Source organism: Glycomyces terrestris, from assembly GCF_003933745.1.
Classification (GTDB): Bacteria; Actinomycetota; Actinomycetes; order Mycobacteriales; family Micromonosporaceae; genus Glycomyces; species Glycomyces terrestris.
In genome coordinates, this window is record NZ_RSEB01000006.1 from 206,632 (window position 1) to 226,699 (window position 20,068).

At 73.9% G+C, this 20,068-nt stretch carries 18 protein-coding genes; 6 read left to right on the plus strand and 12 right to left on the minus strand.

The genetic code is table 11. The annotated features are described in order from the left end of the window. Positions 1 to 65 precede the first annotated feature (65 nt). The 8 genes from EIW28_RS21060 to EIW28_RS21095 form a co-directional block, all read right to left on the minus strand. Positions 66 to 1,031, minus strand: a complete 966-nt coding sequence (locus tag EIW28_RS21060; RefSeq protein ID WP_125249681.1) for a carbohydrate ABC transporter permease — start codon at positions 1,029 to 1,031, stop codon at positions 66 to 68. Next, positions 1,028 to 1,957, minus strand: a complete 930-nt coding sequence (locus EIW28_RS21065; protein ID WP_125249682.1) for a carbohydrate ABC transporter permease — start codon at positions 1,955 to 1,957, stop codon at positions 1,028 to 1,030. Before EIW28_RS21065 ends, EIW28_RS21060 begins: the two co-directional genes overlap by 4 nt. Beyond that, positions 1,954 to 3,315 (minus strand): ABC transporter substrate-binding protein, encoded by a 1,362-nt coding sequence (locus EIW28_RS21070; RefSeq protein ID WP_125249683.1) that lies wholly within the window; start codon positions 3,313 to 3,315, stop codon positions 1,954 to 1,956. The genes EIW28_RS21065 and EIW28_RS21070 overlap by 4 nt, the downstream gene beginning before the upstream one ends. Continuing rightward, entirely contained in the window at positions 3,312 to 4,394 is a 1,083-nt protein-coding gene (locus tag EIW28_RS21075) for a LacI family DNA-binding transcriptional regulator (protein ID WP_197717407.1), read from the minus strand. Before EIW28_RS21075 ends, EIW28_RS21070 begins: the two co-directional genes overlap by 4 nt. Before the next feature lie 90 nt (positions 4,395 to 4,484). After that, positions 4,485 to 5,870, minus strand: a complete 1,386-nt coding sequence (locus EIW28_RS21080; RefSeq protein ID WP_125249684.1) for an NAD(P)/FAD-dependent oxidoreductase — start codon at positions 5,868 to 5,870, stop codon at positions 4,485 to 4,487. Further along, complete coding sequence (locus EIW28_RS21085; protein ID WP_125249685.1) at positions 5,867 to 6,124, minus strand: (2Fe-2S)-binding protein; 258 nt, start codon at positions 6,122 to 6,124, stop codon at positions 5,867 to 5,869. The genes EIW28_RS21080 and EIW28_RS21085 overlap by 4 nt, the downstream gene beginning before the upstream one ends. Before the next feature lie 22 nt (positions 6,125 to 6,146). Beyond that, the gene (locus EIW28_RS21090; protein ID WP_125249740.1) at positions 6,147 to 7,325 is read right to left on the minus strand and encodes an NAD(P)/FAD-dependent oxidoreductase; all 1,179 of its coding nucleotides are present in this window, start codon (positions 7,323 to 7,325) and stop codon (positions 6,147 to 6,149) included. 393 nt (positions 7,326 to 7,718) lie between these two features. Next, positions 7,719 to 8,609, minus strand: a complete 891-nt coding sequence (locus EIW28_RS21095; protein ID WP_125249686.1) for an NAD-dependent epimerase/dehydratase family protein — start codon at positions 8,607 to 8,609, stop codon at positions 7,719 to 7,721. A gap of 127 nt (positions 8,610 to 8,736) precedes the next feature. On the opposite strand from EIW28_RS21095, the gene EIW28_RS21100 reads away from it, so the two are divergent. Beyond that, on the plus strand, positions 8,737 to 9,684 hold the full coding sequence (locus tag EIW28_RS21100) for a GlxA family transcriptional regulator (RefSeq protein ID WP_125249687.1): 948 nt from the start codon (positions 8,737 to 8,739) through the stop codon (positions 9,682 to 9,684). Here the strand turns inward: EIW28_RS21100 and EIW28_RS21105 are convergent. Beyond that, positions 9,651 to 11,585 (minus strand): elongation factor G, encoded by a 1,935-nt coding sequence (locus EIW28_RS21105; protein WP_125249688.1) that lies wholly within the window; start codon positions 11,583 to 11,585, stop codon positions 9,651 to 9,653. The genes EIW28_RS21100 and EIW28_RS21105 overlap by 34 nt on opposite strands. Positions 11,586 to 11,757: 172 nt before the next feature. Between EIW28_RS21105 and EIW28_RS21110 the strand changes: the two genes are divergently transcribed. Beyond that, a complete protein-coding gene (locus tag EIW28_RS21110) occupies positions 11,758 to 12,948 on the plus strand; it encodes a serpin family protein (protein WP_125249689.1) in 1,191 nt (396 codons plus the stop codon). Continuing rightward, a complete protein-coding gene (locus EIW28_RS21115; RefSeq protein WP_125249690.1) occupies positions 12,945 to 14,144 on the plus strand; it encodes a serpin family protein in 1,200 nt (399 codons plus the stop codon). Before EIW28_RS21110 ends, EIW28_RS21115 begins: the two co-directional genes overlap by 4 nt. 54 nt (positions 14,145 to 14,198) lie before the next feature. Here the strand turns inward: EIW28_RS21115 and EIW28_RS21120 are convergent, their stop codons facing one another. The 3 genes from EIW28_RS21120 to EIW28_RS21130 are packed head-to-tail and all read right to left on the minus strand — an operon-like array spanning position 14,199 to position 18,293. Continuing rightward, on the minus strand, positions 14,199 to 14,840 hold the full coding sequence (locus EIW28_RS21120) for a hypothetical protein (RefSeq protein WP_197717408.1): 642 nt from the start codon (positions 14,838 to 14,840) through the stop codon (positions 14,199 to 14,201). A gap of 43 nt (positions 14,841 to 14,883) precedes the next feature. Then, on the minus strand, positions 14,884 to 16,626 hold the full coding sequence (locus EIW28_RS21125) for an ABC transporter ATP-binding protein (RefSeq protein ID WP_125249691.1): 1,743 nt from the start codon (positions 16,624 to 16,626) through the stop codon (positions 14,884 to 14,886). 20 nt (positions 16,627 to 16,646) lie between these two features. Further along, on the minus strand, positions 16,647 to 18,293 hold the full coding sequence (locus EIW28_RS21130) for an ABC transporter transmembrane domain-containing protein (RefSeq protein ID WP_125249692.1): 1,647 nt from the start codon (positions 18,291 to 18,293) through the stop codon (positions 16,647 to 16,649). Between the two features lie 161 nt (positions 18,294 to 18,454). Between EIW28_RS21130 and EIW28_RS21135 the strand changes: the two genes are divergently transcribed. The 3 genes from EIW28_RS21135 (at position 18,455) to EIW28_RS21150 (ending at position 20,062) form a co-directional block, all read left to right on the plus strand. Then, positions 18,455 to 18,757, plus strand: a complete 303-nt coding sequence (locus EIW28_RS21135; RefSeq protein ID WP_125249693.1) for a hypothetical protein — start codon at positions 18,455 to 18,457, stop codon at positions 18,755 to 18,757. Between the two features lie 84 nt (positions 18,758 to 18,841). After that, positions 18,842 to 19,399: a DinB family protein gene (locus EIW28_RS21140; RefSeq protein ID WP_125249694.1), complete on the plus strand. Its 558-nt coding sequence runs from the start codon at positions 18,842 to 18,844 to the stop codon at positions 19,397 to 19,399. A 297-nt stretch (positions 19,400 to 19,696) separates the two neighbouring features. Next, positions 19,697 to 20,062, plus strand: a complete 366-nt coding sequence (locus EIW28_RS21150) for a hypothetical protein (RefSeq protein ID WP_125249695.1) — start codon at positions 19,697 to 19,699, stop codon at positions 20,060 to 20,062. Positions 20,063 to 20,068 lie beyond the last annotated feature (6 nt).

The window sequence follows — 20,068 nt, forward strand, 5'->3', positions numbered from 1 at the left end:
GTCTCCTTCGGGTGGTGGTGGCAGGCGCCGGGCCGGGCGCCGCGATGCGCCCGGCCCGGCCGCGCTCACTGCTTGACGCTCCCGGAGACCAGGCCGGTCGTCCAGTAGCGCTGGAGGAACAGGAAGGCGATGATCAGCGGGAAGATCGAGACGAGCGATCCGGTGATCACGAGCGGCACGTAGTCGCCGCTCGCCCCGCCCGAGCTGGACGCCTGGCCCTGCCAGTTGGCGAGGCCCACGGTGACCGGGTACAGGTCCGGGTCGTTGAGCATGATGAGCGGCAGGAAGTAGTTGTTCCAGGTCGACACCAGCATGAACAGGAAGACCGTCGCGAGCGCGGGCGTCAGGAGCCTGCCGGTGACCTGGAAGAAGATCCTGAAGTCGCCCGCGCCGTCGATCCGGCCCGACTCGATGAGGCTGTCGGGGACGGCGCTGTCGGTGTAGACCCGCATGAAGTACAGCCCGAACGGGTGGATCGCCATGGACGGCAGGATGATCGCCCACGGCGTGTCCGTGAGTCCGATCTGGCTGAACAGCAGGTAGATCGGGATCGCCAGGGCCGTCGCGGGCACCGCCATCGCGCCGAGGACCCCCATGAACATGGCCTGGTTGCCCCGGAACCGGTACTTCGCGAACCCGTACCCGCCGAGCGCGGCGAGGAACGTGCCGCCCACGGCCGAGGCGACCGCGTACAGGAGGGAGTTCCCGAACCAGACGGTGAACGCGCCGCCGTCCTGCGTGAACGTGTTCCCGAGGTTCGTGAACAGGTTGTTGTGCCCGGCGAACCAGAGCCCGAACGTGGAGAACAGGTCCCCGGTGCTCTTGGTGCTCGCCACGACGAGCCAGAACAGCGGCAGCAGGAAGTACGCGGCGGCCGCGAGCATCCCCACCGTGAGGAGCGTGCTCCGCTTCGAGCGGCGCTTGCGGCCCCGGCCGCCGCGGACCTCGCGGCGGCCCTCGCCCTCGCGGGGCGGCTGCGCGGCGGCGGCCGGCTCGTCGGGTGCTTCAGGGTTGGCGATGGCGGCGCTCATGACCGGCTCCTGCGGTTGGTGGCGAGCATGAAGACGTACGAGCCGGCCATGATGACGAAGCCGAGCACGAACGAGACGGCGGCCGCGTAGTTGTACTCCTGGCCGACGAACGCGAGGTTGTACGCGTAGAGGTTGGGCGTGTAGTCGGCGACGATGACGTTCGGCGCCAGGGTCCGCATGATGCTCGGCTCGTTGAACAGCTGGAAGCTGCCGATGACCGAGAAGACCATGCACAGGACGATCGCGGGCCGCAGCAGCGGGATCTTGATCGACCAGGCCGTGCGCCACGGCCCGGCGCCGTCCACCGAGGCCGCCTCGTACAGCTCGGTCGGGATCGCCCGCAGCGCCGCGTACAGCAGGATCATGTTGTACCCGGTGAACTCCCACGTGACGATGTTCGCGATCGACCCGAGCATGAGGTCGGCGCCGAGGAAGTCCGGCGCGGTGGCGCCGATCCGCTCGGCGAGCTGCGCGAGGGGCCCGAAGTCGGGCCCGTACAGGAAGCCCCACATGAGCGCGGCGACGACGCTCGGCACTGCGTAGGGCATGAAGATCGCCAGCCGGATCGTCCTCGACAGGCGCAGCAGCGCGGTGTCCAGCGCGAGCGCGAAGAACAGCGCCAGCGCCATCATGAGCGGCACCTGGATCAGGAAGAACAGGCCGACGCGGCCGAGGCCCTGGATGAGCCGCGGGTCGGTGAAGGCCCGCGTGTAGTTGTCGAGGCCGACGAAGACGTTCCCGCCGATCATCTGCTCCCGGAAGAGGCTGAACCAGGCCGCGTACGCGAGCGGCACCAGGAACATCGCCGTGAAGGCGACCATGAACGGCGCGACGAACAGGTACCCCGTCCTGGCGTACCGGGGCCCCTTGCCGCCCTTGGCGGTCCGGGGCGCGGCCGCGGCGCGCGGCGCGGTGTCGGCGCTCATGAGCCCTCCTCGTTCCCGACGACGGTGAACCCCTGGAGCCGGGCGTACTCGGTGATGCGGTCCTGCCAGGCGGCGAGGGCCGCGTCGGTGTCGGCGCCCTCCGCGACGGCGGTGCCGACGGTGGCGCCGTAGTCGGCGTACACCTGGTCCTGGAACGGCGACCACTGGAAGTCCGGCGAGACCGTCTCGCTGATCTGCGCGAAGACCTCGTTCACCCGCTGGCCGCCGTAGAACTCGAGTTCGAGTCCGGTGAACTCGGGGTCCTCCAGGAGCGCCTTGGTGGGCGGGAACAGGAACTGCTCGGTCGCCATCGCCTTGGTGCACTCGGGGTCGGTGTTGATGAACTGCGCGAAGACCGCGGCCTGGATCGGGTGCGCGGTCTGGTTGAAGACCGCGCTCGTGGACCCGCCCCAGTTCCCGGCGGCCTGCGCGCCGGGCTCCCACTGCGGCAGGGGCGCGGCCCGCCACTTCCCGCTCGTGGACGCCGCGGTCGACTGGAGGAACACCGGTCCCCATGCGGCGGTGAGCCAGGTGGCGTACTTGCCGCGGTTCGCGGCCTGGTACCACTGGTCGGAGAAGTCCGGGTCGGTGGAGACGACGCCCTCGGCGACGAGCCCGGCCCAGTAGTCGGTGACGCGCTTGGCGTCCGCGGAGGTGACGTCCACGTGGAGGTCGGGGCCCTCGGAGCCGCCGAACGGGTCGGCGCCGGCCTGCCAGAGCGCCCCCGCGAAGTACGGGCCCTGGCTGGGCGGGAAGTTCGTCAGGTACGCCTCGGGGTCGGCCGCGTGGAGGGTCCGGGCGGCGTCGGCGAACGCGTCCCACGTCTCGGGGACCTCGATGCCGTGCGCCTCGAACAGGTCGGCGCGGTAGAGCATCCCCATCGGACCGGTGTCCTGCGGGATCGCCCACACCTCGCCGCCGGGGCCCGTGACCTGCGCCCACACCCAGTCCACGAACTGGTCCTCGAGCTCGCCGGCGCCGTAGGGCCGCAGGTCGAGCAGGTGGTTCGTGATCGAGAAGGACGGGATCAGCTGGTACTCGACCTGGGCGACGTCGGGCGCGCCGCGCCCGGCCCGCAGCGCGGTGCGGATCTTCGCGTAGTGGCCCGCGCCCTGCGCGGCGTTCACGACGTCCACCTTGACGTCCGGATAGGCCTCCTCGAAGAGGGCGACCTGCTTCTCGATCCCGGGCACCCAGGTCCAGAAGTTCAGTTCGGTCGGCGTGCGCATGGCCGCGGCGATCTCGGCCTCGCTCACGTGTTCGGGCGGGTCGACGGGCGGGCGGGCGCACGCGGCGAACGCGAGCGGGGCCGCGAGCGCGGCGCCCAGCCCGGTCCGCCGTCTGAAGCGGGGATTCATCGGTCGTCCTTTCCTGGCTCCTCGTCGAGCCGGTGCGGAGGCGGTGCGGTGGATCGGCGGACCACGAGCCGGTGCGGGTCCGGTGACGGGCGGGACGGCTCCGGCGCGCCGTCGGGCGCGCCGGAGAGCCGCCGCAGGAGGAGGCCGAGGCTGAGCACGGCGTCGGTCTCGAACTGCTGGCGGACGGTGGTCAGCGGCGGCGTCAGGTACGCGGCCGCGGGGATGTCGTCGAACCCGGTGACGCTCACCCGCTCCGGCACCGGGACGCCCGCCTCGGTGCACGCGCGGATGAGCCCGAGCGCCATGTCGTCGTTCGCGCAGGCCACGGCCGTGACGCCCGGCTCGCGCAGGAGCCGTCGCCCGGCCTCGTACCCGGAGGCCGGCGTCCAGTCGCCCTCGAGCGGCTCGGGCGGCTCGATCCCGCGCGCCTCGTGGGCGGCCCGCCAGCCGGCGGCGCGCTCGCGGGCGGCGAACCAGGAGGCGGGCCCGGCGACGTGCCAGACCCGCTCGTGCCCGAGGTCGAGGAGGTGCTCGACCGCTTCGCGGAACCCGTCGGTGTTGAAGTCGCCCTGGAGCAGGTTCTCGGCCTGCGGCACGCTGCGGCCGACGCTGTAGAGCGGCACGTCCGGGTCGGTCCGCAGCTCGACGCCCTCGTCGATCGGCTCGGAGAGGATGATCGCGTCCACGCCCTGGCGCAGCAGCCACTCGACGGCGTCGCCGACCGAGTCCGGCTGCCCTTCCAGGGTGTTCGCGACGATGACCGAGAGCCCGGCCGCGCGGGTAGCGCGCTCTATCGCGACTTGGAGCGAGGCGGGGCCGTACAGCGCGGTCCCCAGCGCCACCACGCCGATGCGCCCGAACCGGCCCGTGATGAGCGCCCGCGCGGCCGTGTTCGGCCGGTACCCCAGTTCGCGCGCGGCCCGCAGCACCTTCTCGCGCACGCGCTCGGAGACGTACGGCTCGCCGTTCACCACGCGCGAGACCGTCTTCTGCGAGACCCCGGCCAGTCGGGCCACGTCGGTCATGCCGGGCGGGCGCCGCCGCGCCGGGGTCCCGCCGGGGGGAGTCGAGGGGGCCATGGGGGCTCCTGCCGTCTGACTACGTTGTCAACGTGAAACGTAGGTCACACTCGCGTGCCCTGTCAAGACATCACCGGCGAAAGCCGGAAACTACCCGAAATCCTGCCCGAAGCCGCGCTCCGCGGCCGCCGACCACGGCGGATCGGCCGACTCCACCTCCGGCTCGGCCGCCGCGAGCTCCCCGAGCCGCACCGGCGACGCGATCCGCCGCCGCGCGAACGCCGTGTCGCCCAGGCCCGCCAGCACCGCCGCGTTCCGCCCGCACACTCGGCCCTGGCACAGCCCCAGGCCCGCGCCGCTCGCCAGCTTCAGCGGCCGCACCCCGCCGACGTCCCGCTCCTCGACCGCCGCCCGCAGCCGCCGCAGGTCGACCTCCTCGCACCGGCACACGACCGTGTCCTCCCGCAGCCAGCCCGTCCAGCCCGACCGCACCGGGAACGCCGCCGCCAGCGCCGCCGCGAACCGCCGCCCCGCCCGCACCCGCGCCATCGCGCCCAGCGGCGGCTCCACCACGGCCCCGAGCCGCTTCGCGGCCGCCGCCCCGGCCACCGCGCCCTCCGACGCCGCCAGCTCGGCCCCGCCGATCCCCGTCAACTCCCCGGCCGCGAACACCCCCGGCACCGACGTGCCCTGCGCCGCGTCCACCGCCACGAACCCGCCCTCGATCCGGCACCGCGCCGCCACCGCGAGCTCCAGCTGCGGCGTGAACCCGAACCCGACCGCCACCGCGTCGACCTCGACCCGCCGCTCCGAACCCGGCACCGGCGCCCACTCCCGGTCCAGCCGCGCCAGCGTCACCGCCTCGACCTGCCGCGACCCGTGCGCCTCCACGACCGCCGTCCGCCGGCGGTACGGCACCCGGTGCCGCGCCAGCAGCCCCGCGTACCGCGCCAGCTCCGGAATCCGCCGCCCGCCCGCGGCCGCCCCCGCCGGGTCCGACAGCCAGGCCGACACCGGCGCGTTCGCCTCCGCGACCGCCACCACCCGCGCCCCGGCCGCCGCCAGCGACGCCGCCACCGGCAGCAGGAACGGCCCCGTCCCGCCCACCAGCACCCGGTCGCCCACCGCGACCCCCTGGCCCTTCGCCATCGCCTGCGCCGCACCGGCGGTGAACACCCCCGGCAGGTCCCAGCCCGGGAACGGCAGCGCCCGGTCGAACGCGCCCGTCGCCAGCACCAGCGCCCGCGTCTCCAGCACCCGCCCCGTCCGCGACGGATCGTCCGCGGCCCCGATCCGCAGGTGCACCCGGTGCCCGCCCGCGACCGGCTCCACCGCCCACACCGTCGCGTTCGGCACGTGCTCCACCTGGAACGGCAGCGTGAACCGGTCCCCGCGCGCGAGCGCGTCCTGCCGGAAGAACTGCCCGCCGAGCTTCGGCGCCGCGTCCACGAGCACGACCTCGACCCCGAGCGCCGCCGCGGCCGTCGCCGCCGCCAGCCCCGCCGGGCCGGCCCCGACCACCACGATCCGGTTCACGACGGCAGCTCCGCCCCGGACTGCGGCCGGATGTCGTCCCCGTCTGCCACCACGCGCTGGCACGCCCGCACATCGGGCACCCCGTTCACCTTCACCAGGCAGTCGAAGCACGTCCCGATCCCGCAGAACAGCCCGCGCGGCCGCCCCGAGCCCCGTGTCGTCCGCCACGACCGGACCCCGAGCCCGGTCAGCACCCCGGCGACCGTCTGGCCCTCCCGGGCCTCGACCTCCTCGCCGTCCCAGACCACCCTCACGCCAGCACCCGCCTCGCTCCAGTCATGCCTTGATCTGCGCCATCAGCGCCGGCCGGTCCACCCGGAACGGCACCGGGTCCACCTCGGGCCGCCGCCCGTCCATCAGGTCCGCGAGCATCCGCCCCGTGCCCGGCGCCAGCCCGACCCCCGCGCCCTCGTGCCCGCTCGCGTGCCACAGGCCCGGAATCCGCGGGTCCCGCCCGATGACCGGCAGGTGGTCGGGCGTGTACGGGCGGAACCCGCCGTACGCGCGCATGACCGGCACCCGCTCCAGGACCGGGAACAGCCGCACCGCGCCGCGCGCCAGGCGCCGCAGCACCTCGACCTCCAGCGACTCGTCGAACCCGGTGCGCTGGCGACTCGATCCGATGAGGACGGTCCCGGTGGGGGTGGACTCGACCACCGGTGAGACCTGGAGGTCCACGTCGCCGCTGGCGACGGACGCGACGTAGTCGGCGGCGTAGACCTTGCGGGCCACGAGCGGCGGGAGCGGCGCGGTCACCAGGACCATGCCGCGGCGCGGCAGGACCTCGATCGGCGCGCCCGCGGTGATCGAGAAGTGCCCGGCCCACGGGCCGCACGCGTTCACGACCGCGCCGCACGGGACCGCCTCGCCGCCGACGCGCACGCCCGCGACCTTGCCGCCCTTGACGATGAGCCCTTCGACCGCGGTGCCGCCGCACACGGCCCCGCCGCGGGCGCGGACGGCCGCCAGGAGCGCGGTCGCCGCGAGCACCGGCTGCACCTGCGCGTCCCCGGGGTAGTGGGCCGCGGCCGTGATCGCCGTCGTCAGATGCGGTTCGAGGGCGCGGGCCGCGGCCTGCCCGAGGTCGCGCACCTCGACGCCGGCTTCGCGCTGCGCCTCGGTGATGATGCGCAGCGGGGTGATCGAGTCCTGGTCGGTGGCGACCACCAAGCCGCCCTTGGCCTCCCATTCGACGTCGGCGAGCGCCTCGCCGAGCTCGCCGCGGAGGGACTCCAGCAGCTCCGGCCAGCGGCGCCGGGAGGCCAGCGCCAGGTCGAGTTCGGGTCCGGGGGCCTTGTCGGAGAGGAGCACGTTGCCTTCGCCGGCGGCGGTGGTCGCCCCGGCGGGCGCGCCGCGGTCGACCACGAGCACGCGTCGGCCGCTCGCGCTCAGGGCCTCGGCGCAGGCGGCGCCGATGATCCCGGCGCCCACGACGACGACGTCGGCGGACTCGATCGGACTCACCCCCGTCCTGACTTCAGGCCGGGGGACAGTATGCCCGATCCGGCCCTGAATATTCGTGTTCCGGCGTCAATGCGCGTGCCCCGCCGGGAACCCGACCACCGCCGGCCGCAGCGCCCTGCGGGCCCCGACGCGCCGCGCCCTCGTGGAGCGGATCGACGCGGTCGCCCGGTCCGGGCTCGCCCACGGCGTCACCGTCCTCGGCTGCGGGCTGCCCGAACTCCCGCAGGCCGCCCGGTGCGTCGGTGGTGTGCGCCCACGGCAGCTCGGTGACCGGGACGACCGGCGCGTCCGCTCATGCGCCACACGCGCATGGTGTGCGCCAGCCCTGACGGTGGAACCCGGGCCCCGGCGGGGCGGGGCGCCGCGGCGCCCCGCCCCGCCGTCTCAGGCCAGGATCGTGTCCAGCGGCGACGCCGCGATGCCGAACGCCGCGCGGAAGTCGCCGTCGTCAATGATGAACGGCCGCGACGACATGTACGCCATCTCCGCGAACTCGCCCCACAACGGGTCGGTGAACGCGAGGAGGGCCGCCTCCCGCTCGGTCAGCTCCTCCAGCCGCGGCTCGGGGGCGCCGCGGAGCTCGGCCAGGCGGGTCGCGACCTCGCGGACCGTGGCGGTGAGCACCGGGGCGTGCCACGCCCGGCCCCACGCGGTCTCGCTGCGCGCCAGCGCGACGAGCGCGGCGGCGGCGTCCTCGGTGTACGTGAACGAGTGCTGAGCGTCCGGGTTGCCGTCCACGAGCGCCAGCTCTCCCTTGAGGACGTTGGGTTCGACCATGAGGTTGAACGGCGAGTACGCGCCCGGCCCGAGGAACTGGCCGGCGCGCAGTTCGGTGACGCGCAGGCGCCCCTCGTCGTGGGCGGCCTTCGCGCGCCGCCACAGCTCGGCCCGGACCTTCCCCTTGCGGGTCGTCGGCTCCATCGGGGTCCGCTCGGTCACCGGGGATGCCGGGCGGTACCCGTAGAGGTTGCCGAGCATCACGTAGTCGGCGCCGGCCTTCTCGGCCGCGGTGAGGATCGAGTCGAACAGCGGAGGCATCGCTTCCGGCCAGGTGTGGTACGCGGTCATGGCCGCGTTGAAGACGGTGTCCGCGCCTTGGACGGCGTCGATGAGGGCCGGAGTGTCGGCGGCGTCGAGCGCGATCCGCTCGATCCCGGGGTGCTCCGGGCCGCCGCCGCTGCGGGAGATCACGCGGACCCGGTCGCCGCTCTCGGCCAGCCGCCGCGCGGCCGCGGCCGCGACGGCGCCTCGTCCGACGATGACGCGCTCTGTCATGGGTTGCTCCGATTCGCTGGTGTCCGTAGTGGAAGGAACGCGGTGGGCCCGACCGCGGCTCCAATCCTGCGCCGCGCCGCGCGGGTAGCCTAGTGGCCTGAACGCCAGACTCCCCAAGGATTCAGCCATGCATCGCATCGCGGTTCTCGCCGTCCCGCCCGTCAAGGCCTTCGACCTGTCGATGCCCTCCACCCTGTTCGAGGACGCCGCCATCGAAGGGCGGCCCTGCTACGACATCACGGTCTGCACGCCCGAACCCGGCGTCATCGCGGCCTCCGGCGGCATCGGCGTCGTCGTCACCGCCGGCCTCGAGGCCCTGGACGCGGCCGACACGGTCGTCGTCCCCTCCACCGGGGCCCGCCACGATCCGCCCGAGGCGGTCCTCGACGCGCTCCGAGACGCCGCCGCCGCGGGGAAGCGGATCGCCTCCATCTGCTCCGGCGCGTTCGTCCTCGCCCGCGCCGGCCTCCTCGACGGCCGCCGCGCCACCACCCACTGGGCGCTCGCCGACGAGCTCCGCCGCGCCCGCCCCGCGGTCGAGGTCGACCCGAACGTGCTGTTCGTCGACGAGGGCCCGATCGTGACCGGCGCGGGCTCCACCGCCGGGATCGACCTGTGCCTCCACCTCATCCGCACCGACTACGGCGCGGCCGTGGCGAACGCGGTCGCCCGCGCCGCCGTCGCCACCCCGGTGCGCCAGGGCGGCCAGGCCCAGTTCGTCGAGACGCCCCTGCCGCCCGACACCGGCTCGCCCCTCGCCGAGGCCCGCGTGTGGGCGCTCGGGCGCCTCGACCGCCCCATCTCACTCGACGACCTCGCCCGCGAGGCCCGCGTCAGCGTCCGGACCCTCGCGCGCCGCTTCACCGCCGAGACCGGCATGACCCCGTTCCAGTGGCTCCTCCAGCAGCGCCTCCACCGCGCCCGCGAGCTCCTGGAGGCCACCGACCACACGGTCGACCAGGTGGCGCGGCGCAGCGGCTTCGGCTCCGCCGAGTCGCTGCGCCAGCACTTCACCCGCCACATCGGACTGACGCCGAGCGCCTACCGGGCCTCGTTCACCCGCTCCCCGGCCTGACCGCCGCGGTGCGGCGGCGGACCGTAGACCGGGCGGTACTCGGCGAACTCGGTCGTGAACAGCGCCAGCCCCTCGGTCAGGCCCGGCAGGCTGCGCTCGACGCCGTGGACCGCCTCCGTCGGCATGAACCCCGAGACGTACCCGGTGGTCGTGGTCGAGAACTGTCCCTTGATGTTCGCGCGCGCCTCGCCCAGCCGCTTGAGGACGGCGTTCCCCGTCCCCGCCGGAAACTCCACGTGGAAGCTGTTCACCGGCTCGCACACCGCCGTGCCCGCCTCGCGGAGCATCACGTCGAGCAGGTACTTCGTCGTGTCCCGGAAGTGCGCGGCCGTGCTCGTGCGCCCGATGTACCCGGTGGCCGTCAGCCACACCCGGCAGTCGGTGACCGCCCAGCCGTACAGGCCCCGGCGCAGGTACTCGTACACGCCCTCCTCGACAGCGTTCCGCAGCGCCCGCGTCAGCGAGCCCCGCTCCACCTCGAGCCCGTAGTGCAGGCCCGAACCCGGCTCGCCCGGCTCCAGCCGCAGCCCCACGGTCGCGACGTTCGTCGTCTGCTGCCACGGCCCCATCTCGTGCAGCGCCGCGACGGCGCGCAGCGGCCGCTCGACGTGGATCGCGCGCGTCTCCTCGAACTCGACGCCGATCCCGAACTCCTCGTCCAGGAGCGAGGCCACGACCTCCTTCTGGACCTCCCCGTACAGGCGCACCGCCATCTCCTCGGACAGCTCGTCCAGGTGCGGGTCCACCAGCGGGTCGCGCTCGGCCAGGCTCAGCAGCGCCCGGTTGAGCGGCACGCGGTCGTTCGGGTCGGCCGGGCGCACCACGGTCTCCAGCGTCGGCGGCGTGAACAGGCCGCCGGTCGCCAGGCCGTCAGGGGAGCCGATCGCATCCCCGATGCGGATGTCGCTGAGCCCCTTGACCTTCGCGATCGCGCCCGGTCCGGCCTCGCCCGGGACGGTGGCCGTGCCGTGGTCGAAGACCTCCACCGCGGTCACCTTGCCCTCGTGCGCCTCGACCGCGCCGAACTCGCCGCGGCGGTACGCCGTCAGCACGTCCCGCGGCGCGATCCGGCCCGCGCTCACCCGCACGTACGCGACCTTCTGGTGGTGGTGCTCCACCTTGAACACCGTGCCGCGGGCCTCCGCGTCCGGGTCCCCTTGCGGCACCGGCAGGTAGCGGCGGATCCCCTCGGTCAGGGCCGCCACGCCCGCGCCGGTCACGGCCGACCCGAAGTACACCGGGTGCGCGGCCCCGGCCCGCACCTGCGCGGCCAGCTCGGTGTCGTAGTCGAGCGACTCCGGTCGCTCCAGGTACGCCGCGAGGAATTCGTCCGAGCCCGCCGACAGCAGGTCCGCGGCCCGGTCGGCGAACGCGCGCTCGCCGAACCCGAACGGCACGGCCTGCGCCTCGGCCGACCCGATCGCGCGCACGGTGCCCATCGGCAGCAGCCGCGGGCTCAGCTTCTCGGCCAGGTCCTCCAGCAGGTCCGCCTCGCGGGCGCCGCGGCGGTCGATCTTGTTGACGAACAGGAGCGTCGGCACGCCAAGGCGCTCCAGGGTGCGGAACAGGACCCGCGTCTGGGCCTGCACGCCCTCGACCGCGGAGACCACCAGGACCGCGCCGTCGAGGACGCGCAGCGCGCGCTCGACCTCGGCGATGAAGTCGGTGTGGCCGGGCGTGTCGATGAGGTTGACGGTGGTGCCGCCCAAGCGGAACGCGACGACGGCCGACTGGATCGTGATCCCGCGGCGGCGCTCCAGCTCCATCGAGTCGGTCTGCGTGCTCCCGGAGTCGACGCTCCCGACGCGGTCGATGATCCCCGCGTCGAACAGCAGCCGCTCGGTCAGGCTGGTCTTACCGGCGTCGACGTGGGCGAGAATCCCCAGATTCAGAAAAGGCAATGTCGGTCCTCAGGAAAGAGTTCGGCTGGATTCGCTGGGTGAACTCCGTAGTCCGGCGCATGTCGGACCCCTCTCAGACTGGTTTCGGACCGTACCCCGGCGACGCTAGGCCCGCCCGCCCGTTCCCGCAACCGGTTTTCGCCGCGGGCGCGCCCGCGTTAGGCTCCGCACCATGGCCACCAGAGAGCGCGCGCTCGAGCGAATCCTCACCCCCCGCGAGGTCGCCGCCGCCAACCGCCTGCACCGGACCTGGCTCGAAGCCCGCGCGCCGCTCCCGGTCATGTCCGGCTTCGGCGTCTGGCCCCTGCTCAGCGTCCTCGCCACCGGCGCCGTCGGCGACACCCGCAGCCAGCTCCTCACCGCCGCCGGGCTCACCCCCGAACGCGCCGCCCGGATCCCCGCCGCCCTCGCGGAGGCGTTCGCCGAGACCGAGTCGATCCGCCTCGCGATCGCCGTCTGGGCCGGCTCCCGGATCACCCTCGACCCGGACTGGACCGCCGGCCTCCCGGTCGACGCCGTCGGCACCCTCACCGGCGACACCGCCGCCGACAAGGCCGCCCTCGACGCCTGGGCCGCGCGCGCCACCCGGGGCCTCATCGACCGGATGCCCGTCGACCTCTCCCAGCCCGTGGACCTCCTCCTCGCCTCCGCCCTCTCCGTGACCACCAAATGGATCACCCCCTTCCGCGACCTGCGGCGCACCTTCACCACCGGCCCCTGGTCCCGGCTCGGCCCCGTGCGCGGCCTCGCGGCCACCCTCCCCGGCGACCGCCTCCGCGTCGGCGACCACCTCTCGGTGCTCACGCTCCCCGGCGACGGCGACATCGACGTGCTCCTCGGCCTCGGCCCCGCCGACCGCGCCCCCGGACTCGTCCTCGGCAGCCTCGTCGCGACCGACCCCGCATCGCTCGCCCCGGCCGCCGACCTCGCCGTCGGCGACCGCGCCATCGGCGTCGAGGTCACCGAGCAGCGCACCGCCCGGCCCCAGCAGGGCCCCGAAGTCGACGTCGAGACCGTCCGCTTCGACCTCGCCTCCGACCTCGACCTCCTCGACGCCCACCGCGCCCTCGGCCTCACCCTCGCCGCCGACCGCGACCGGGCCCGGTTCGACCGCATGGCCGCCCAGCCCGTCAACGTGAGCCAGGCCCGCCAGTCCTGCCGGGCCGTCTTCTCCGCCACCGGCTTCGAGGCCGCCGCGGTCACCGCGATCGCCATGGCCCGGGCCGCCGGGGTCCCGAAGCTCAACCACCGCCGCAAACGCGTCCTCATCACCTTCGACCGGCCCTTCGCCTTCCTCGTCCGCCACCGACCCACCGGCCTCAACCTGTTCGCGGGCTGGGTCGACGAACCGGAGACCGCATGACCACCGCCCTCCACGACGCCCTCACCCCCGCCGACGTCGCCGCCGCCAACGCCCTCACCCGGCACTGGATCACCTCCCGAGACGAGATCACCGGCGCCGCATCAGGACTCGGCGTCTGGCCCCTCCTCGCGATGCTCGCCACCGGAGCGGTCGGCGAGACCAGGACCGAACTCCTCACCGCCCTCGGCCTCGACGCCGACCGCGCCGCCGCGCTCCCGCGAGCCCTCCTCGACGGCGTGCGCTCCTCCCGCGCCCTCAACGTCGCCCTCGGCGTCTGGTCCGGTCCGGACGTGGTCCTCGACCCCGACTGGGCCGCGACCCTCCCTGCCGGCACGGTCGGCTCCCTCACCGGCGACAACGCCGCCGACAAGGCCCGCCTCGACGACTGGGCCGCCGCGAACACCGACGGCCTCATCGACGCGATGCCGATCGACCTCGACGCCCCCGAACCGATCGAACTCCTCCTCGCCAGCGCCCTCTTGGTCCGCACCAAGTGGATCACCGAGTTCGAGGACTACTCGTACAGTCCGTTCCGCTCCGGACCGTGGTCGAACCTCGACAACGCCCAGATCCTCCGCGCCGTCTACAACGACGAGGTCCTGCGCATCACCGACAGCGCCACCGTCCTCACCGTCCGCGGCCGAGACGACATCGACGTCCTCCTCGGCCTCGGCGACCCCGAGCTCTCGCCGCACGAGGTGATCCACACCCTGATCGACGCCGTCGACCCCGCCTGGGGCCGAGCCGCGACCGAACTCCGACTGGGGGAGCAGGCCGTAGGGGTCACGGTGAGCGAGTACATCGCTTACTCACCGCAGACCGGCCCGGAGATCGCGGCCACCACAGTCGCCTTCGACATTCAGGACGAACTCGACCTGATCCCGGACGCCCCTGCACTCGGCCTCGTGCTCCCGAGCGACCGCGACAGGGCTCAGTTCGACCGCCTCACGGCCAAGAGACTCTATGTCAGCCAGGCGAAGCAGTCATGCACGGCGAAGTTCAGCGCCACCGGTTTCGAGGCCGCGGCCGTCACCGCCTTCGGCATGGCCATGGCCGGCGGGATGTTCGACCCCACGCAGTACCTCCACCTGCGCCACAACGTGACCTTCGACCGGCCCTTCGCCTATCTCGCGGTCCACCGCCCGACCGGCCTCGTCCTCGTCGCCGGCTGGGTGACGACCCCGGCGTCGGCCTAGCGGCGGTGAGGAGGCGCCCGCCCCCGCGCCGGCCTCGCCGCCGCCGAGCAGACCTCAACCGGCGGTCTCCTCCAGCGGCGCCGCGTGCCAGGACCAGTCCGGACCCCGCCGCGCGAAGCCCTCCAGCTCGCCTCTCCCCGTGGCCCACAGCAGCGTCCGCCACGGATCGGTGTCCAGGGGCGCCTCCGGGAACAACCGGGCCAGCGCCGGCGCCACCAGATCCTCCGGCGCCTCGAAGTCCACCCCCAGCCCCTGCGTCAGGTCGAACGCGTGCGCCAGGGTCTCGACCACGCCCATGGCCGCGAAGCCCTCCGGGTCGGCCACGCCCCAGATGTGCCAGGCCCGCTCCGCGGGGCCGCGGGCGTCCACGGTGACCGCGACCAGGCCGCCCATCATCGTGAGCACCTCGATGCCGGCCGCGGGCCCCTCGGTCCGGTCGAAGTGGATCGGCAGCGGCAGGTCGCCGGGCCGCTCCCACAGGATCGTCGGCGTGCCCGGCATCCACGGCACGGGCGCCGACAGCCGCAGCGCATAGGAGAACAGGCCGTTGTGCAAGTGCGCCAAGGCGTCCCAGCAGGACGCCTCCATGGGTCCGGCCTGGTTCGACCAGGCCTCCTCGGCGCCCTCGCCGAGCGCGACCGCGGTGATCGCGACCGCCTCGATGACGTGGTCGCCGGTGACGGGGGTTCGAGTCATGCCGACAACCTAACCGCTCAACGGCATCGATGGAAGTCGATTCTCAATCGCCCTGCCACGCATGCCACAGCCCCGCGTACACCCCGCCCGCCGCCAGCAGCTCCTCGTGCGTCCCCGCCTCGGCGATCCGGCCGCCCTCGACCACCGCGATCCGGTCGGCCGAGCGCGCGGCCTGGAGCTGGTGGGCGATCGCGATGACCGTGCGGCCCGCCAGCGCCGCGGCCAGCGCCGCCTCCACGTTCCCCGCGCTGGCGGGGTCGATCCCGGCGGTGGCCTCGTCGAGGATCACGATGTCGGGGTCGGCGATGACGACCCGCGCGAGCGCGATCTGCTGCGCCTCGGCTGTCGTCAGCTTCCGGTGCTCCTCGCCGAGCATCACGTCGAGGCCCTCCTCGAGCGCCCAGCGGGCGTCGACGCGCCGCAGCGCCTCCCGCAGCCGCTCGTCGCCCGCGTCGGGCGCGGCCAGGATCAGGTTGTCCCGCAAGGAGGCCGTGAACACGTAGTGCTCCTGCGTGACCAGGACGACGTGCCGCCGCAGCTCCTCCACGCCGATGTCGTACACGGGCACCCCGCCGAGGGTCGCGTTCCCGGTGCGCGGCCGGTCGATGCCGGCCAGGAGCCGCGCGATCGTGGACTTCCCGGCCCCGGAGGGCCCGACCACGACGAGGCGCTCGCCCGGCGCGGGGTGGAGGCTGAGCCCGTGGAGCACGTCGGGGCCGTCGCCGTACCCGAACGTGACCCCGTCGAGGCGCAGCCGTGCGCCCTCGGGCCTGGCGTCCCGCGGCTCCTCGGGGATGAGGTTGACGCCCTCGATGCGCGCGAGCGCGGCCGCGCCCTGCTGGAACTCGCCGAGCTGCGTCATGATCCCGTTGGTGGGGTTCGCGATCCGCACGGTGACGGTGATGGCGGCGATCGCGGTGCCGAGCGTGAGCCCGCCCTGGAAGTACCAGATGCCGGCCGCGAGGGTGACGAGGACGAGCTGGCCGCGGTTGATCATGAGCAGCAGGGTGAAGAAGTTCGTCTGGAGCCGCACCACCCGCAGCATCTTGTCCATCATGGACTGTCCGCGGGCGTACCCGAGCTCGCGCCGCTCCTCCTGCATCGCGAGCGACTCGACGGTCCGCGCGCCCGCGCCCGAGGCGCTGATCGTCTCGGCCGCCTCGCTCATGGCCGCCCGCTGCTCCAGGAACGCCGGCGCCGCGCGCCGCAGGTACCGGCGGGCGCTCAGGTACAGCGGCGGCACCGTCACCAGCGCGACCAGGCCCAGCAGGGGACTGGCGACGAACGTGGCGACGTACAGCACGACCACCTCGATGACGAGGGTCGCGACCGTGGGCCCGTTGTCGCGCAGCATGTCCGCGACGACGTTCACGTCGGAGGCGGTCCGGGTGCCGAGGTCGCCGCGCCCGGCGCGCTCGACCTGCACGAGCGGGAGCGAGAGGACCCGCTCCACGACCGATTCGCGCAGCCGCGCCGCGGCGCGCTCGCCGAACCGGTACCCGGCGAGGCGCCCGAGCCGGCTGAGCACGAACTGGACGCATACGCAGGCGAGGATCACCGCGCACACGAGGTGCACCTGCCCGGTGGTCCAGTCCGCGGCGATGCCGTCGACGACCTTCCCGAGCAGGATCGGGACCGACACGCTGAACGCTGCGGCGCCGAAGTACAGCAGCAGGACCGCGGAGGCGCGGCCCGGGTCGGCGGCCAGGAGCCGCCCCACGGCCCGGCGGACCGCGGCGGGCCCGGCGACCGGCAGCCGCCCTCGGACGGTCTCCATGGTGCTCATGCGTTCTCCATCGAAGGGGCTCAGGCGCTGTGCGAGGCGAGGCGGCGGTAGGCGGCGTCGGCGAGGAGCTCGGCGTGGGTCCCGAGGGCGTGGACCTTGCCGTCGACCATCCACGCGACCCGGTCGGCGTGCGCGAGCCACAGCGGCGAGGCGGTGACCACGAGCGTGGCCCGCCCGGCGCGGGCCGCCGCGACGCGGGAGGCGATGAGCGACTCGGTGTGGGCGTCGACCGCGGACGTCGGCTCGACCGCGAGCAGCGTCTCCGGTTCGGCCGCAAGGGCCCGCGCCAGGCGCAGCCGCTGCCGCTGCCCGCCCGAGAGGTTCCGGCCGCCCTCCTCGACGACGAGGTCCATGCCCTGCGAGGCCAGGTCGTCGGCGCACGCGGCCGCGACCGCCTGCCGCGCCCGGGCCTCGGGCACCCGCAGCGTCGCCGCGAGCGTCCCGGTGAACAGGTAGTCCTCGTCGGTGAGGAGCATGATCCGCGAGCGCACCTCGGCGAGCGCGTACTCCGCGAGCGGCCGCCCGCCCCAGACCGTCTCGGAGTCCCGGTAACGCGCGAGCCGCTCGCACGCCGCGGCGGCCGGCGCGGTCTCGGCGGTGACGACCACGGTCAGGCCCGAGACCGGCACGGCCAGACCGGATTCGGGGTCGCGCAGCTCGCCGCGCCCGCCGCGGGCCGTGCCGTCGTCGGCGAGGTCGGGCTCGATGCGGAGTACCCGCACGATCCGCTTGGCCGCCACCCAGGCCGCGACCAGGTACTGCGAGGTGCCCACGAAGTTCCCCGAGACGGCGATGAAGATCGTCGCGAAGCTGAACGCCGAGGCCAGGCCGCCGATGGTGATCGCCCCGTCGGCGGCCAGGAGCGCGCCGACCCAGGTGATGACCGCGACGAACACGATCGGCATCGAGTGCCGCAGGGCGTGGATCCACGAGCTCGGCCCGGCGACCTCGTACCCCTTGCGGCGCAGCTCGTCCGAGCGCTCCCGGTACCGGGCGGCGAACAGCACGTCGCCGCCGATGCCGCGCAGGACCCGCAGGCCGCCGACGATGTCGGCCGCGTGCGCGGACAGGTCGCCGATCCGGGCCCGGTAGTCCGACTGGCTGGCCTGGAGCCGGCCGAGGAGCGGCCCGGCGATGACGGCGGTGACGAGGCTGCCGCTGATGATGACGACGCCGAGCAGCGGGTGGATCGACCACACCAGGGCCGCGCCGACGAGGAACATCACGAGCGTGTTGAAGAAGAACCCGGCGTCGTTCACTGCCCGGGCCGCGCGCCTCGCGTCCTCGCTCGGCAGGTTGAGGAGCTCCCCGGAGGAGACGCGGTCGCGCACGGCCGGCCCGGCCGTGTTCAGCCGGTCGGTGAGGTCGCGCACGAGCTGGCGCTGGTTGCGGGCCTCGACGGTCGAGAACTGCCGGAACCCGTTGGCCCACAGGATCGGTTGCAGCACCACCAGGGCGGCGGCGACGCCGAGCCAGGCCGCGAGGTCGCGCGGCGAGCGCGCGATGAACCCCTCGTCGATCACCTTCCCGACGACCCACAGCTGCGGCATCGAGGTGCAGGAGGCCCCCGCGTAGAAGAGGAAGCCGAGCGCCAGCCGCGCCTTGTGGGGCCGCGCCTGCCTGAGGAACAGCCGCATCGGGGTGAGCGGCGGGGGTGCTGGGGGCATGGGACGCAAGCTTACCTGCCGACCGGCTGTCCGGCATCCGCCGGTGCGGCGCACCCTCCTCTCGAGTGCGCACCCGTTCCAACCTGCGGTGATTCCGTTTGGGACGGAAGCGGAGGGGAACACCCCTGTCCAACGTCGACTACCGAAGTGGAGGAGTGGTCATGCCTTACGTAGCGACGCGGCACAACTCGGTGATCGCCCACATCATCTCGATCGTGTTCGGGCTCATCGCGTTGATCATCCTGCTGCACCTCGCCTTCGTGCTGCTCGAGGCCAACGCCGGCAACCCCTTGGTGGCGTTCATCGCCGACCTGGCCAACTGGTTCTCATGGCTGTTCCGTGACATGTTCACCATCGACGACCCGAAGGTGCGGGCCGTCGTGAACTACGGTCTGGCCGCCCTGGTCTACCTGGCGATCGGCGGCATCCTGACGGGTGTCGGCCACCGCTGGCGGACCGCATAGCGAAGCGCGACTCCGACGGCCCCACGGGCCGCGCCCCCGCTGAAGGGGCGCGGCCCGTCGGACCCCTGGCATAGGGTCGGGCGCATGGGCGTGAACTGGCGCGAGGCCGTGCTCGGGCAGCTGGAGTTCTACTGGGACTTCCACCTGCGGCCGCGGCTGGCGGGACTGACCGACGACGAGTACCTCTGGGAACCGGTCGAAGGCTGCTGGAGCCTCCGCCCGGACGGCTCCGGCGCCCTCGTCATGGACGAGGCCGAGCGCGAGCCCGTGCCGCCACCGGTCACCACGATCGCCTGGCGCATGGCCCACGTGGGCCGCGACGTCCTCGGCGTCCGCGCCCGCGCGTTCTTCGGCCCCCACGAGGGATTCGAGGACGCCGGCATGTTCGACCGCCGCCTGTGGCCCGAGCCGCTCCCGGCCACCGCCGACGGCGCGATCGCGATGCTCGAAGGGGCCGTGGACCACTGGCGCGGCGCCGTCGCCGCGATGAGCGACGAGGCGTTCGCGGCGCCGCTCGGCCCCAAGGGCGAGCCCTACGACCGCGACCCGATGGGCGCCCTGCTCCTCCACCTCAACCGGGAGACCATGGCCCACGGCGCCGAGATCTGCCTCCTGCGCGACCTCTACCGCGCCCGCTTCTGACGACGAGGCGGGGCCCGGCTCCGGCCGGGCCCCGCCTCCTGGGTCGTGTTTGCGAATTCGGTTTCCAGTCGAGGATGATCGCGACTTGGATGGTGGCCTCGTATCGGACGGCGAGTCTGTCGAACCTGGTCGAGACCGCGCGGTGGCGCTTGAGGCGGCCGATGGTCCGCTCGGCGCCGGTCGGTGCCGGCGCTGGCGGGGCTGCCCCAACGGCGGTGCGAAGCGCCGCAACGGGTCCGGGGACTGTCGGGCCCGCCGCATAGGATCGGGGCACGGGCGAGGGGAGAGGGAGGCCGCATGGTCACGGGAATGCTGATCGCGGAGAGCCTGCGCGTCGGGGCCGAGCTGAACGTGGTGCCGCTGCACGTCACCCGCATCTGGCGCGGCGACGTCGGGTCGCCCCCGGCCGGGCAGCCGAAGGTGTGGACGGTCCTCCACTTCGAGGCCGACGACGATAGCGCCGCGCGGCTGGGCGAGTCGCTCGCGAAGGCCCTCGACGAAGGCCCCTGGTATGTCGACTTCAACACGGCCGACGAGAAGTTCGTGGTCTTCGCCGGGAAGGTCTTCAGCTACCGGAGCGGCGACGAGGCCGGCCGTGCCGCCGCCCTCGGCCACGCCGCGACGATCGGCATCCCCGAGGACCAGATGGACTGGAGCGTCTAGGTCGTG